Origin of the sequence: Paraburkholderia fungorum (genome assembly GCF_003610895.1) — a bacterium.
GTDB classification, from domain to species: domain Bacteria; phylum Pseudomonadota; class Gammaproteobacteria; order Burkholderiales; family Burkholderiaceae; genus Paraburkholderia; species Paraburkholderia fungorum_B.
On sequence record NZ_MCAS01000056.1, the window covers coordinates 57,193 to 71,371 of the forward strand.

Sequence of the window (14,179 nt, forward strand, 5' to 3'; positions counted from 1 at the left end):
AAGACCCGACCATGAGCAAAGCCAACACGACTCTGACCGCAAACAACATCACGCAAGCCGACGACCTCGCGGCCGCCGGCGTCACCGAAGTGCAGGAAGACCCGAACAGCTACACCCTCGACGAGCCGATCGTTCGCGGCAGTCAGACCATCACGAAAGTGACGTTGCGCCGGCCGAAGTCGGGCGAGCTGCGCGGCGTGACACTGTCGGACCTCGTCAATCTCGACGTTGCGGCGCTCTCGCGCGTGCTGCCGCGTATCAGCTCGCCGACGCTCACCGAACAGGACGTGGCAAACCTTGACCCGGCTGATCTGGTGCAACTGGGGGGCATCTTTTCCGGTTTTTTAATGACGAAGGCAATCGCCTCGAAAGTGGCATCCCTGACCGCGTAGAAGACCCGATGGCCGATATCGCCACGGTATTCGGCTGGATGCCGGCGGCGATGGATGAGTTTCACCTCGACGAGTTAATGGAGTGGCGCGAACGTGCGCGCCAACGAAGCGGAAGCGAATAACGATGGATAACGCCCTGAAACTTCGCGTCATGTTCGACATGATCGACAACATGACGAAGCCCCTTAAAAACATGCTGGCCGGTCATAAGGGGCTTGCCAACTCGCTCAAGGACACCCGGCGCGAGCTGGCCGAAATGGGCAAGACTCAGAAGGCCGTCGCCTCGTTCCGAGAAATGCGTACCGGTCTCGACGCCACCGGCACGCAGCTCGCCACGGCGCGCGGCAATGTGAAGAAGCTGGCCGACTCGCTGCGCGCGATGGGGCCGCCATCGCAAAGGATGATTGCGGACCTGCAGGGCGCACGCGAAGCGGCCCGCGCTGCCTCGCAGCAACACAAGGCGCAGACACAGGCCGTCAACGATCTGCGCACCAAACTCGAATCCGCCGGCATCAACACGCGGAACCTGTCACGGCATGAGCGCGAGCTGCGCGCCAACATGGCCGCGACCACCTCGACCATGAGCGCGCAGGCCGCAAAGCTCGAGCAAATCAGCGAGCGCGAGCGGCGCGTCGCGACCGCGCGAAAAAGCATGCAGACCATGCAGGGCGTGGCCGCCGGGATGGCGGTCGGCGGCTATGCGGCGAAAGCCACCGGCATGCACCTTTTCGGCGATCTGCGCGAGACGCTGGACGAATCGAAGAAGGCGGAAAACGAAGGGATGCGCATCAAGGCGCTCGGTCTCGGAGATCATGCCTCGGCCGACGCGGTCAAGTACGCCCGCGCCATGAAGGTGTACGGCACCAGCACGACCGACAACCTCACCATGATGCGCGATTTCCTGACGATTTTCGCGGACGAACATCACGCGCAGATGGTGATGCCGACTCTCGGCAAAATGAAGTTTGCCAATGAAGCCATGTTCGGCGCTGAGGACGCGCACGCGAACGAAGAAAAGTTCATGAACATGCTGAAGGTGATCGAGCTGCGAGGCGGCACGAAGAACGAAGCCACGTTCAAGGACGAAGCGAACATGGTGCAGAAAGTCCTGACGGCCACCGGCGGCCGCGTGGGCGGCGACGAGTGGCGCAACTTCATCCAGACTGGCGGCGTCGCGGCCAAACAGATGCGCAAGGACGCGTTCTATTACCAGATGGAGCCGCTTATTCAGGAAATGGGCGGGCACGCTGTCGGCACCGGTTTGATGTCCGCTTACAGCAACGTCTACCAGGGGAAAACAACCGTCAAGGCCGCGAAGGTCATGATGGGTCTCGATCTGCTCGATAAGAAAAAAGTTGAATACAACAAGATCGGCATGATTAAACAGATTCGACCGGGCGCGCTCGCCGGCGGCGACATGCTCAAGGCTTCGCCACTTGAATGGCTTGAGAAGGTTCTGCTGCCGAAGCTGGCGAAGAAAGGCATCACCGACCCTGACAAGGTCAAGGACATGATCGCGACGATTTTTACGAATCGCACCGCGGCGAATCTGTTCACGACGATGTACATGCAGAAGGAACAGATTCACAAGAACGAAAAGCTCAACGCCGGCGCGGATGGCATCGACGAGCTGAACACCAAGGGCCAGCAAATCACGGCCGGCCGCGAAATCGCAGCGCTCGCGCAACTGCGTAATCTGAAAATGGAGATCGGTGAGAAAGTCTCCCCGGTCTATAACGCGGGCCTGCAGGCCACGGCCGCCGCGACAGAGAAAGTCGTCGGCTTCATGCATGAACACAGTACGGCCGCGAAAGCGATCATCGTCACGCTGTCCGTGCTGGCGGCGTTGCTCGTCGTCGCTGGCACGCTGACGATTGCCCTCGCTGGCATTCTCGGCCCGATGGCGATTCTCAAATTCAGCATGACCACACTCGGCATGCAGGGCGGCATTCTCGCGCGCGTGCTTGGCCTTGGTGCGGGCGCGTTCCGCATGCTCGGCTCGGCACTCATGTTCGTTGGCCGGATGATGCTGATGAACCCGATCGGCCTGATGATTACCGGCATCGCGCTCGCCGCATTCCTGATCTATCAGTATTGGGAGCCGATCAAGGGTTTCTTTGGCGGCCTTTGGGATGGTGTCCGCTCGACGTTCGCCACGGCGGCCGCATGGTTCGGCGCACTGCCGGCACAGTTCGCGACATTCGGCTCGAACATCATTGCCGGCCTCGTAAATGGCATCACCGGCGGGCTGGGAGCGGTGAAAGACACGATCGTCGGCGTCGCTGACTCGACCGTTGGATGGTTCAAGGAAAAGCTTGGCATCCATAGCCCGAGTCGCGTTTTCGGCGAGCTGGGCGGGTTCGTCAGCCAGGGCGCGGCGATCGGCATGGAGAACGAACAGGGCAGGGTAGCCAAGGCCGCGATCGGCCTTGCTGCGGTCGCCGCGACCTCGTTCGCCTCGCCGGCGATCGCGGCCGGCGCGCAGCTCGCCAATACGGCCGCCGTGCCGCTCGTTCGGCCCACCGCGCCATTTGATGCCCGGCCACCCCTCAGAACGGCGCCAGCGGGCGGTAATGCGGCCGGCGCTGGCGCTGCAGGGCAAACCATCATCAATATCTATCCGGCGCCAGGCGATGACCCGGCCGCGATCGCGCGCGCGGTAGAGGCTGCGCTGGATCGCCGCGATCGTGCGAAGCAATCGCGCATTGGCTCGCGCCTGTCTGACAAGGAGTAATCCGACATGATGCTGTCACTCGACCATTTCGTTTTCAGTCTCACGACCGTCCCGTACAAGGAGCTGCAGCGTCAGCGCAACTGGAAGCACGCCACCAGCTCACGCGTTGGCGTCCGCGCGGCGAGCCAGTATGTCGCGCCCGGTGATGACACGATCACGCTTAACGGCATGGTCGCGGCGGACAACAAAATCGGGACGCGCGCCTCGCTCGACGATCTCGCCAAAATGGGAGACGTAGGTGATGCGTACGTTCTGGTCGATGGGGTGGGAACGGTGTTCGGCGCGTTCATCATCGATGGCCTGAACGAAACGGCCACGTATCACACGCCCGAAGGCATCCCCCGCAAGATCGAATTCAGCCTGACATTGAAGCGCGTCGCCGATGAAACCCTGGCTGCACAGCAGGGCGACGGAAAGGAAACGGAGAGCGCGGCCGCAAGCCGGCTGAACGATATCAAGGCCGTTTCTCGGGTGGCATCCGATGCGGTGGACAGGGTCAAAAACCTGTCGCTCAACAGCATCAAGGCGGGCGCGATTACGGTGGCAGCAACCATGGCGCCGGGAGCCGCAGAAGCCACAATCAAGGGGCTATCCACCGGCAATGGCGCAGCGCTCGACAAGGCGCTCGGCGCGGCCAAGGATATTTCGTCTGGTAATGGCGAAGCAATTGCCGGCGTCGTTTCCTACATCCTCGAAAAATCGGGCGGCGCATGACCGACCAGACCCCCGCGATCGCGCGGCGGCAACCGCAAGCCGATTACCGTATTACGCTCGATGGCCGCGATCTGTCCCGCCTGATCGCCCCTAGCCTTATTAGCCTGTCGCTCAGGGAATCACGCAGCGAAGAAGCCGATACGATCGATCTCGTCATCGACGACTCGAAAAACACATTCGCCATTCCGAAGCGTGGTGCAAACATCAAGGTCGCGATCGGATGGATCGGCGAACCGCTAGTCGATAAAGGGACGTTTTCCGTCGACGAAGTCGAGCATAGCGGCACCCCTGATATCCTGACGATCCGCGCGCGGTCGGCGTCGATGACAAATCAGATGCACGAGCGGCGCGAACAGAGCTGGCACGCGCAGACTATCGGCTCGATCGTGCGCGCCATTGCCGGCCGCCATTCGCTCAAAGCTGCGGTGGCCGATGCGCTCGCCAAGGTCGTGATCGCGCACATCGACCAGACGCACGAAAGCGACATGTCTTTTCTGACGCGGCTCGCCAAGCGTTACGACGCCGTGATGAATGTGAAGGATTTGAACCTGCTGTTCATGCCGATCGGCAGCGGCAGGACGGCGAGCGGCAAAGCGTTGAGCGTGCTGAACCTGACGCGCGCTGACGGAGACTCACACCGCTATCACGTCGCGCAGCGTGAGAGCTATTCGGCCGTGCGGGCGCACTACCACTCAAACACCAAGGGTAAGCGTAAGTCGGTCATCATCGGCGGCGACAACAACCGCAACGTGAAAGTGCTGCCGGAAGACTATGCGACCGAAGCCGAAGCGCGGGCGGCCGCTCAGGCCGAGTTTGCACGCACGCAGCGCAGTCAGGCGACGCTGTCTTACCAGCTCGCGCTCGGTCGGCCAGAGATTTTCCCGGAACTGCCTGTGAACGTCGCCGGATTCAAGCCAGAAATCAACGAAACGCCCTGGCTTGTGAAAGAGGCAGCGCACACGCTTAACGGCGATGGCGGCCTTAGCACGTCGTTAGAAATGGAAGTGCGCGACGACCCGACCACTGACCGGCACCGATCACATTTTCGCAAGGGCGGTTAGTAAATCCTCTGGTAAATTATCGGCCATAAAATAGCAAATCGAGGCCGTTTATGCCTGTTGCATGCACCTTTCAGCTAAACGCCAAACCGACGTCTGTCCTGCAGTGCGCAGGCATTGGCAACTTTGTTGCGTTCTCTGGCCGCGATAGCGGTAGAGATAATCCGGCCGCCGTCGAAAAGGAAATGATTGGGCCTCTGCCGCCGGGGCGCTATTACATCGTTGACCGGCAATCCGGCGGCCATCTCGGCTGGCTTTACGACGTTGTCCGGAAATACGGCTATGGCACCGATCGAGATCAATGGTTTGCTCTCTGGCGAGAAAAAACCGGCGATACGACAATCATTAATGGTGTCCACCGCGGCCAGTTCCGTTTGCACCCGATCGGGCCACAAGGCTTGAGCGAAGGTTGCATCACGCTCACCAGCCCACATAGTTTTGCGCAGTTTGCGGCGTCCCTGAGGAAGCAGGGCGCAACGTGGCCAGTCCCAGGCAGCTCTCTTAAGGCGTACGGTTGGGTGGACGTGCAATGAAAAGGCTCGCGCGCGTGGCCGTTTACGTCGTGGTAACTGTGGTTCTCGGTGATCTGTTAGCCCGTTACATCGCCGGCTTGCCATATGAGATGACTCCGCTTACCGATGCGATTCAGTTTGTCTTGCGAGCTCTGGGCCTTAGACAACTGGACAATGTTGACGATATGGAAACGTTGACGCTTATTTTCATATTGCTCGCATCAATCGCATCGACTGCCGTGGTTATCTGGCTTGCGATACGTGGCGGTCGCGCGCTGTTGGCCCGTGTGGGGAAATAGTTTCTGGGTCGCATAGATGATCGACTTGAGCAACCTTGACAACGAAGCCCGCGCTGAACTGCTCTGCTATCTGGTGGCAGGGCAACTTGTCGCGCGAGCGCGTACTGGCGATTGGCTGCGAACCGACCATGTGGTGGAGCTGCTGAACATCTGGCTAAGAGGCAACGGCGCTCACACCAGCTGGCTGGATCGCGTACATCTTGGCGCCCTGTCGGAAAGGGTAGCGCTGGATTTTGCCGAGCTGCCCGAATCCGCAGATTCGAATTCGCTGGCGCAACTGTTCACTGATGGCTGGCGCATGGACTACCGGTCGCCGATTGTGCGAACGATTCATGCAGCGTGCGAACTCAAGTTGAAAGGAGGCTAGGGCGGTTTAATCTCGGTCGAACCTCAAGAGCGACACAATCAAAAATCGCCCCCGCAAAAGACGATGAGTAAACTTATAGACGATGGTCCACTGGCCCGCCGAAGGGCTCTCGCCACCGAGTTGCTGTTGAGTGGTGAAGGTATCAGCGCCGTATCCAGGAAGACCGGGCTGAGTCTTCCGACCGTAAGTAAATACAAAAAACTGTTAGAAAAAGACGGACCTGAAGCACTGGCACAGCTTCGTTTTCATGGGAGCTTTCCGCGTCTGGATGATGCTTCGCAAAGCTGGCTCGTTAGCGCGATCAAGCATTCGCCCGGCCTTCACGGCTATCCGGGGCCGACCTGGACCATAGCGCGGCTGCGTGAATTGATATTTCAACACTTCGGTGTCCAGTTTTCAGCGACGCATGTTGGCAACCTGGTTCGGGGCTACGGCCTCGCATACCGGCTCACCTATTCAACGACGGAAACAACGCCGGCCACTACCGCTCACACGTCACAGAGCGACGTCTATGCCGAGCGCCGGAAGATTGCTGCAAAAATGTTGCTGAATGGGGAAACTGTTGAGCACGTTTCGAAAGCGCTGAACATGAGCACGCGCACCATTGCAAAATACAAATCAATGGTGGTTGCTGACGGAGTCAAGGCTCTTGACCGGCTCAGGTCATCGGGGCGCAAAGCCACTCTTGGCTCAGAGGCTCTCGGGTGGTTAGGGGCAGCATTGGAAGGCTCCCCCATGGTCCACGGCTATGAAACCGAACTCTGGAGAAACGGGGATGTTCAGAAGCTGATCAAGGAAACGTTCGGTGTTTACCACTCCAACGGGCATGTGAGAACGCTCGTCGGGAAGCTCGGGTTGACCCACAGAATGCGACCGAGGAAGGAGCGCACGGAGAAGAAGCGCCTCACGATTAATGCTGAAATGCTGGTATGGATTGCCGCGACAGTCAAACAGTCGCCTCGTCTGCAAAGCATAGACGCTGACTACTGGACGAATGCACATTTGCGCGCCGCAATTCATCGGCGAGTCGGCGTCGAATATTCCAGCGGGTATATCTGGGAAGTTGCCACCCGTGCGGGGGTGGCGGATCTGCTTGCCAAACGCCGCAGATGATCAATTCATTCTGGTCCTGGCGCCTCGTCATGTGAGGCTGTAGCGGCAGCGCGGAAGCGCTGCAATGCATCGCGAACAGCGTTCAAAGCTTCGATCGACGGCAGCACTAGCAGATCAATCGAAGTCGTTTTGTCCGCTGATCGGCTGACTATGAATGAAACAGATCATCGACGATCCGCTGTGCCGCGCTGAAACCGCCCATGAGCGCATCTGCTTCACTTGGAAATGGCTTACCGTGGGACTCCCCAAAACGCATGGGGGAGAAAACGGCTACCGCGGCACCAGCCTTGCAAATCCTCACGATCGCAACGTACCCCGCCTCTCTCGTAGGGGGCTGCCTTTCCAATGGAAGTCTGGATTCAACGGCCACTTCGACGTCGAACCCCTGATAACGGTATGTGCGGCTCATGAGGGCTCAGCTCCGACTTGCTCCAATATCTGTTGCAAAGCGTCGTGTTTGACAGCGGCCATGTGTCGAAAAAGAAGCTCGACGATTTCCGTGGTCGGTATGCTTGTAGAAAGCGTCCTGATCTTGACCGGAGCGAACCATTTGCATCTGGCTATCTCATTGCTAGCTTGCGCAACCGAGTGATGCGCCACGTCGGCGAAAAATACATGGTGCAGCGTGTTAAATCCGCTGAACTGGAAAAGATACGTCAGTTCGGTTGCGACGAGTGTCGTTTCCTCCTCAAGCTCACGCAGCGCGGCTTCATGAGGCGCCTCACCTCGACGGATTCGGCCGCCCGGAAGCGCCCATCTTGACCTCAGTCTTGCAACCAAGAGGATACGGTCGTCCCGGACACATAAAACGGTTGCCCTTTCTTTCATTGGTGTCTGTCTGTTTGATCGCAAAACTCTAAATGGCCTTAGTGGTAATTTAGCTTATTGATGACGACCTTTTGACCGCGTAAGCTTTTCTCAGACCGTGCCAATGCGGAACTCGCAAGTGCGGCAACAGAAATGTCGGTGCGGGACGGGGAGTATAACGATGAAAATGTCTCACAGATTAGGAAGCTCCGATACGGCGGGGCCGGTGTGGGGGCTTATCTTTGGCATATTCATGACGACAATCGGAATAGGCCTCTGGTTCTATGCGACGTCGTCGGTACCCCACGGACGGCAAGACGAAGCGTTGGCCGTAGCTGCCTTGCTCATTGGCCTGTTTGCCGCCACATACGCAGGGCGTGAACTCCACCACAAACGGCGATAGATCGCTGTCAGGATTATGGATGCTGGCGATCAAGTCGCGCGATAGTGGCGGCCAGGCAGCTTGAGGCGCTCTCCCGGCTTCATAGTGGATTTGCCAAACTACTGTGTAAACGTGCAGTATCGCGAGTTTCGCGTAAACGCCTAGACTGATTATTCCGATATGAACGCGGAGCACACCATGGTCAGCAAGACCATCCGCCGGACGTTTTCAGGTCTGACCTTGACGTTTTCGCCAGATCCGAAAGGCAAGCAAGGGGTGGCATATACCGTTAAGGCGGCCCAGCAACGCGCCGACGAGGCTTGGATCCGCACGACACAAGCGGAGCCCCCAGCTCTCCATTCAGTAAAGATTCACAAGCGTGATTTTCGGTAACCAGAAGCAAAACCGAGCCTGTCGTCCGAATTGACTGTCATCGAAGTCGGAGACGAACTATGACTGCGCCGCAAAAACTTTACGGTGTGACACTGAAGCTCCGCGCCAGGACTCCGCGCAAGCTGATTGAAGCCCCCGCCCCTGAAGCACACCTCGACCTTCTGGAAGCCGTTCGTCGAGCCGTAGCTGAGAATCGGGAAGCAGGGGAGAGACGACTCCGAGAATAATTCGGTAGAGGAAAAGGAAAAAGCCCGCCGAAGCGGGCTTTCGTTACATCATGCCGTGCGATCTGGCGTAGTCGCGCAGGGCGTCATTCATCCGTGTCTGCCAGCCTTCACCGGTCGAGCGGAAAGCGTCGAGCACATCGCGATCGTAGCGAACACTCGTTGCAACCTTGGTCACGTCGGCCGGCGGTCGGCCGCGGCGTTTCAGCAGTTCGGCCGCAGCACCTTCGCCGATCCGCTGCGGAAGCGTCTCACGTGCTGGTCGCATGCGCCGAATTTCTTCAGTGCTCAGCTCGCGCGCATCGGGATCTGCCGCGATGCCGCGATTGATCGCCGCGTCTTCCTCATCACTCGGCATCACGATAGTGCGCTTGCTCAACATAATCATTCACCTCCCGTTTGTTTGCCTTGCGAAGGCTGATGGCTCGTAGCGTTTCGCCACGCAATGTATAGACCAGACAGTAAACGCGATCGCTGATCAAGCCGTAAGCGATGAAGCGTGGTTCTCCGTACGCATATCGGTCGTCAAGCGCATCGAGTGCGCTGTCCCATTCGAAGCTTTCGGCGAGCGCGAGTGAAACACCATGTTTGCTGCGATTGATCTGGTCTTTGGCCGGGTCGAATTCGATCCCATTTGATTTATTGTACATACGGTAAATAGCAGATGCAAGGTCAGGCGACGCGCGGCGACATTTCCTGTTCGTCCGCAGCCGGTTTGGTCGATTTGGAGTCAGTCACGAGGTTGTCACCAATCAACGGGCGTAAGCGCGAGACATTTGAGGGTGGCTCGCCAACGACGCCAAGGCGCGGAGCGAGGCGACCTATGTTCATTTGACGAAGGCGTAGGTCATGTTCCATGTCGCGGAGCCTCAAAAGCTCTGGCACCCACCAGGGCACGCGCTCCCGGCCAGACAGCCAGTCGCGCACGCTGCGCTCGGATCGGCGTAACTCACGCGCGAGATCTTTAAGGTTGCGGCCCTGCGCGTAGTACGCCATTTCGCGTGGGTTGCCATATCGGAGGTTCGGATATTTCATGGTGCTTTTCTTGTAAGAGATTGAAGAAGGCACGCCCCTGAGGTGCCCACGCATACCTTACATAAAACATACAAATACCAAGCGGAAAGAGCCGGCGTGAGCCAGCTCTCTTATTTAACTAGCCACTTAATTGTTGATAATTTATCTTATGTCAAATTAACTTAGAACAACCGCAAACAAAACCAATACACGACGGCGTCACCGACGCCGTCCACAACTCCTCTGCGCGCTGGAGCCTTCACGTTCGGCGGCTCGATGCCGGTTATGGATCGTTATCAAGTTACCAAGACGCATGCGAGCACGCAGCCAGCGCGTCGGTCCTCAGACGCGCAGCGCCGGCCCGGCGGATAAAATGTGATGGCAACCTCGATAAGCCCGAGATTCATTTTCTGCTTATGCCCAGACACACGCGAAATTCGACCAGGTTCCTGTTTTGCTCCCGACATTTTCGTCATACCGCAACACTTTAAAGGACCAGCCGCCGTGAACGCGATATCCGAAAACCAGCGCTCGATTTCCACCTTCGTACGATTGACCCTTATTGTTAGTGCTGACTGCCGCCAAATAATCGTCTAAATCTCCTGTGGTACTGGTGAACGACAATTTCCTCCTGTATTTAGGTGCACCGCGTTTTTCGGGGGCGTAACCTAGTTTGTGATATTCCGAAAGATCGCGCCGATCCTGGGTTCCAATGCCATTTTCCCTGTCCCCTCCGGCGCTCCATGCAACGTGAGCCACGCCGACATCGGTGACAACAAAACGGCATCCCGAAAACTCTGAAGTCAGGAAATAATCGAAATTATTCAGCGTCTCGAAAGTTACCTTCGTCACATCGTCAATCGCCCATGACAGAAAGTAGACCGATTTTTCTTCTAACAGATAATTCTTATTAAGATCATTCGACAAACAATAATTCTGACCATCCCAATATGTCGCCATGGTCAACCCTGCTACCCAACCGTCGTCATCTTGGGCTAGAGCCAATTTATCCCAAAGTTGTACGCCAAAACGCGTTGGGCCGATATAGCTTGCAATGTTTTGCCAAAATGACATGTCATCCTCTTGATAAAATTTCAATACGGGTTTGCAAGGTCATCGCGACGACACTACGGGGCAAGCGTTTCCCAAACGTTTCCACGCCGAACAGCGCAAGCTGCGCGTATCAAGTAGCTGTTCAATGGTCGTATCTGGATCGCTTCGATTGCAGGAGTTGCTTGCGAAGGGCTGCGGCCTTCGCTTTCGAGCATCCAGGCAAGAGGATCAGCTTTCGCTGCTACGCGGTCGGCTCCCGCGCTGTCGATCGCCGATTGGCGACGCGTCACTTCGGCCGATTCAGCGCAGTGACATCTTAAGTTTCCCGCCTCAGCGCAATAAAACTCCAGGTCACATCACCCCGGCCAAGCATATCTTCACGAGTGCTGTAATGATGTTTTTGCAAGCCGGCTTGCACACCCAGAGCGATCGTCTCGTGTGCCGACACATCGAACATTCGCCGCCCAGCCGGTACGGGACCGTGCCGAAGAGACATAACGATCAAGCCGCCAGCGCTCACTAATTCGGCTAGAGCGGACATCGCAGTCTGCCGCTCAATCTCGTCAAGATGCATCCAGACAGCAGTCAGGAGAATCAGGTCAAAGCGCTCTGATCTGCTTCGCATCGCGCGCAGCGTCGGCAAATGATCATCAACCCATTCGAGATTGGGCAATGAATGAAGTCTCTCCCCTTCGTACCTTAATTCGGGCGTTGGCTCGACTGCGACAACCCGATGTCCGCGCGCAGCGAGTGCGGCAGCATCGCGGCCAGAGCCCGCTCCTATGTCGAGAATATCGGCCTGCCTCTGTGGAAAGAGATGGATTACGTCCCGATGAACAGCTTCAAACGTAATGCTTTCGTACTGCGCAGCCAGCTCAGTTGCACGGCTGCGATACCCGGCTGTACCAGCGGGATCATTCATGAAGTCTCCTGGAGCGCAACGGACAACCAACTCGACTCGCGACTCGCCTTCCGAAGGTGTCGATCAGTCTGCACGAAACGCATTCGATAACCAACGGCTCCAACGGAAATGGCGCCGCGTTTTCGGGTGCCCGGACCGGTAGCGCTCCCCTTTCAAAATGCTTGGCTAAAGTCAGCTACCTTATACTAGCGCGAAAATATCAGCATTCGTTCGGGGAAGTTAATGGCACTGGCCAAGCGCAAAGAATTCAAAAAGGGGTTGCCAGTCGGGCAAAGGCTAAGCCGCATTGTGGGGTTCAGACTCCGGCGTGAGAAGAAGAGCACGCCCTCCTCGGCTCTGGCGGTGGTCAAACGAACCGCCCTGATGCTTCTGAGCGGTCAGCAACTTCTGATAGCCAATGATGCCCCCCAGAAAGTCCGGAAATTGCTGTGGTATTACGACTGGGCCACGATCGGGGACTCCATCATGGACCTGTCACAAAGGTTTCTGATCGACCCGCGCATCTCCATCGATCTCTGCATGCCCCACGGTCCGCTAGAACTGTTTACCGGCGACGACCGGTTCCGGCGCGTGGTCCGTTCGCTGAACGATTGCGATGCACGATATGACATGGTGATCGTGCAAAGCCTCAGCACCAAATCCATCCTCAAGAAGCTTCAATACCATCCGTTCACGCCGTGGTTTTCGATCATGGGACATCGTAGGGATGAGCATTTTTCGAGAATTCATCTCGCGTACGAGCAGATTGCCCGCGTGTTCCAGCCGAAGCACGAATCCGGCCCGATCGAACCCACGCTAAGGGTGCCGTGCCAAAGCGCTGGGCGTTCCAATGAATTCACGATTTCGATCGCGGTGGGCGGCGGCGACAAGCGCCGCAGGTTTGAAGATTGGGCGACGCTGATCCGGCTGATTGCTTCGAACTGGCCGAAACAGGTCCCGAGCCCGCGGTTCGTCCTCCTGGGTACCGGCGAAAGTGCGTTCGAGGCCGTCAAGGCGATTCGTGACGCAGCGGATTGCCAGCATATCGATTCGTACGTAGACCTACCAAATATTACGGCTGCGGCCGAGTTGATAGAACGAAGTTGCTTTTTTGTCGGAGCGGACGGAGGGCTTATGCATATTGCCGCAGCCCTGGGGAAACCGGGCGTTGCCATGTTCTGCCAGATCAAGCCCGAGTGGCGTCTCCATGCCGAATCAAAAATGCGGACCATTTTCGCTGAGCAGGATATCAACAGCATTCCGACCGAAACGATCGCGAATGAGGTGACTGATTACTGCCGCAAACTGCTGCCGTTCAGCCTGGAGTGAATCTCGACGACGCGCTCAGCAGCGCGTGCCATCCGTATCATCGACTACGTGCCGGCCGACATCGACTGGCCAAGCCAGTCCTTCACGGCGGATAACGGCTTTTACCTGTGGACGCCGCCTCCACCGGAGGACTTTGCTCACGACTATGAGGAGCGTCACTCGACGTTGACGTCTGCTCGCGAGGACCGGTTCAAATCCCTCCCCGCGCGGCGGCTGGCGACGCTCCTTTATCCGCTTCGCCCATCCATGCGGGCTGCCACGCCTGCAGCGTTAGAACACGCCCAACCGATTCATTTTCCTTGAAAAGCGGTTACCTAAAATTAGGTAAAACCGGTTATTTCATAATGCCAGTTGAACCTCTAATCTTCACTCACCGGCCGCTAATCGGGTCCAACCAGCCAAGGAGTGAATCATGGAACAACGTCTCGACTTCTACAAAGCCAGCCCCGCCGCCATCAAGACCCTGCTCGGCGTCGAAGATCGCATCAACAAATCGGCCCTCGAAAAATCGCTGACCGAACTGGTCCGTCTGCGCGCCTCGCAGATCAACGGCTGCGCGTTCTGCGTCGATATGCACACCACTGACGCCCGCAAAGGCGGCGAGTCCGAGCGGCGTCTGGCCACCGTTGTCGTGTGGCGTGAAACGCCCTTCTTCACCGACCGCGAGCGCGCTGCGCTCGAATGGACCGAAGCGCTCACGCTGGTGTCACAAGAACACGTACCCGACGCCGTATGGCAAGCCGTCCGCCCGCACTTCAGCGATGAGGAACTGGTCGATCTGACGCTGCTGGTCTCCGCCATCAACGCGTGGAACCGCTTTGCGATCGCGTTTCGCAAGCTGCCATCCTGAGTGCACAGCGGCCGTGCTGCCGCGAACTCTATTTCTG

18 protein-coding genes are annotated in these 14,179 nt (G+C 57.7%); 12 read left to right on the plus strand and 6 right to left on the minus strand.

Going from position 1 to position 14,179, the window contains the following annotated elements; genetic code table 11:
• Window positions 1-11: 11 nt before the first annotated feature.
• The 9 genes from BCY88_RS34220 to BCY88_RS34260 all read left to right on the plus strand — a co-directional run bounded on the left by BCY88_RS34220 (window position 12) and on the right by BCY88_RS34260 (window position 7,189).
• A complete protein-coding gene (locus BCY88_RS34220; protein ID WP_120348521.1) occupies window positions 12-392 on the plus strand; it encodes a phage tail assembly protein in 381 nt (126 codons plus the stop codon).
• A gap of 8 nt (window positions 393-400) precedes the next feature.
• Complete coding sequence (locus BCY88_RS34225; protein WP_120348522.1) at window positions 401-514, plus strand: GpE family phage tail protein; 114 nt, start codon at window positions 401-403, stop codon at window positions 512-514.
• A gap of 2 nt (window positions 515-516) precedes the next feature.
• Complete coding sequence (locus BCY88_RS34230; protein WP_120348523.1) at window positions 517-3,126, plus strand: phage tail tape measure protein; 2,610 nt, start codon at window positions 517-519, stop codon at window positions 3,124-3,126.
• A 6-nt stretch (window positions 3,127-3,132) separates the two neighbouring features.
• Window positions 3,133-3,840: a phage tail protein gene (locus BCY88_RS34235; RefSeq protein WP_120348524.1), complete on the plus strand. Its 708-nt coding sequence runs from the start codon at window positions 3,133-3,135 to the stop codon at window positions 3,838-3,840.
• Window positions 3,837-4,901: a phage late control D family protein gene (locus BCY88_RS34240; RefSeq protein ID WP_120348525.1), complete on the plus strand. Its 1,065-nt coding sequence runs from the start codon at window positions 3,837-3,839 to the stop codon at window positions 4,899-4,901. Before BCY88_RS34235 ends, BCY88_RS34240 begins: the two co-directional genes overlap by 4 nt.
• 50 nt (window positions 4,902-4,951) lie before the next feature.
• Window positions 4,952-5,431 (plus strand): DUF2778 domain-containing protein, encoded by a 480-nt coding sequence (locus tag BCY88_RS34245; protein ID WP_120348526.1) that lies wholly within the window; start codon window positions 4,952-4,954, stop codon window positions 5,429-5,431.
• Window positions 5,428-5,709 carry a hypothetical protein gene (locus BCY88_RS34250; protein WP_120348527.1) on the plus strand — a complete coding sequence of 94 codons (282 nt, stop codon included), beginning with the start codon at window positions 5,428-5,430 and terminating at the stop codon, window positions 5,707-5,709. The genes BCY88_RS34245 and BCY88_RS34250 overlap by 4 nt, the downstream gene beginning before the upstream one ends.
• A gap of 16 nt (window positions 5,710-5,725) precedes the next feature.
• On the plus strand, window positions 5,726-6,076 hold the full coding sequence (locus tag BCY88_RS34255; RefSeq protein ID WP_120348528.1) for a hypothetical protein: 351 nt from the start codon (window positions 5,726-5,728) through the stop codon (window positions 6,074-6,076).
• A 63-nt stretch (window positions 6,077-6,139) separates the two neighbouring features.
• Window positions 6,140-7,189, plus strand: a complete 1,050-nt coding sequence (locus BCY88_RS34260) for a winged helix-turn-helix domain-containing protein (protein WP_120348529.1) — start codon at window positions 6,140-6,142, stop codon at window positions 7,187-7,189.
• Between the two features lie 405 nt (window positions 7,190-7,594).
• Here BCY88_RS34260 and BCY88_RS34270 read toward each other — a convergent pair whose 3' ends face one another.
• On the minus strand, window positions 7,595-8,017 hold the full coding sequence (locus tag BCY88_RS34270; protein WP_120348531.1) for an NUDIX hydrolase: 423 nt from the start codon (window positions 8,015-8,017) through the stop codon (window positions 7,595-7,597).
• Between the two features lie 559 nt (window positions 8,018-8,576).
• Here BCY88_RS34270 and BCY88_RS34280 point away from each other — a divergent pair.
• Window positions 8,577-8,771, plus strand: coding sequence for a hypothetical protein (locus tag BCY88_RS34280; protein WP_147408597.1), 195 nt, complete (start codon window positions 8,577-8,579; stop codon window positions 8,769-8,771).
• 270 nt (window positions 8,772-9,041) lie between these two features.
• Here the strand turns inward: BCY88_RS34280 and BCY88_RS34285 are convergent, their stop codons facing one another.
• From BCY88_RS34285 to BCY88_RS34300, 5 genes are all read right to left on the minus strand, one after another.
• Window positions 9,042-9,377 (minus strand): BrnA antitoxin family protein, encoded by a 336-nt coding sequence (locus tag BCY88_RS34285; protein WP_120348534.1) that lies wholly within the window; start codon window positions 9,375-9,377, stop codon window positions 9,042-9,044.
• The gene (locus tag BCY88_RS34290; protein ID WP_120348535.1) at window positions 9,343-9,645 is read right to left on the minus strand and encodes a BrnT family toxin; all 303 of its coding nucleotides are present in this window, start codon (window positions 9,643-9,645) and stop codon (window positions 9,343-9,345) included. Before BCY88_RS34290 ends, BCY88_RS34285 begins: the two co-directional genes overlap by 35 nt.
• A 22-nt stretch (window positions 9,646-9,667) precedes the next feature.
• The gene (locus BCY88_RS34295) at window positions 9,668-10,030 is read right to left on the minus strand and encodes a hypothetical protein (RefSeq protein ID WP_147408598.1); all 363 of its coding nucleotides are present in this window, start codon (window positions 10,028-10,030) and stop codon (window positions 9,668-9,670) included.
• Window positions 10,031-10,423: 393 nt separating this feature from the next.
• Window positions 10,424-11,083, minus strand: coding sequence for a hypothetical protein (locus tag BCY88_RS39695; RefSeq protein WP_147408599.1), 660 nt, complete (start codon window positions 11,081-11,083; stop codon window positions 10,424-10,426).
• Window positions 11,084-11,378: 295 nt separating this feature from the next.
• Window positions 11,379-11,984 (minus strand): class I SAM-dependent methyltransferase, encoded by a 606-nt coding sequence (locus BCY88_RS34300; RefSeq protein ID WP_120348537.1) that lies wholly within the window; start codon window positions 11,982-11,984, stop codon window positions 11,379-11,381.
• Between the two features lie 222 nt (window positions 11,985-12,206).
• On the opposite strand from BCY88_RS34300, the gene BCY88_RS34305 reads away from it, so the two are divergent.
• Both BCY88_RS34305 and BCY88_RS34310 read left to right on the plus strand, forming a co-directional pair.
• The gene (locus BCY88_RS34305; protein WP_120348538.1) at window positions 12,207-13,292 is read left to right on the plus strand and encodes a glycosyltransferase family 9 protein; all 1,086 of its coding nucleotides are present in this window, start codon (window positions 12,207-12,209) and stop codon (window positions 13,290-13,292) included.
• Between the two features lie 412 nt (window positions 13,293-13,704).
• Window positions 13,705-14,142 (plus strand): carboxymuconolactone decarboxylase family protein, encoded by a 438-nt coding sequence (locus tag BCY88_RS34310; RefSeq protein WP_120348539.1) that lies wholly within the window; start codon window positions 13,705-13,707, stop codon window positions 14,140-14,142.
• The last annotated feature ends 37 nt before the right edge of the window (window positions 14,143-14,179 follow it).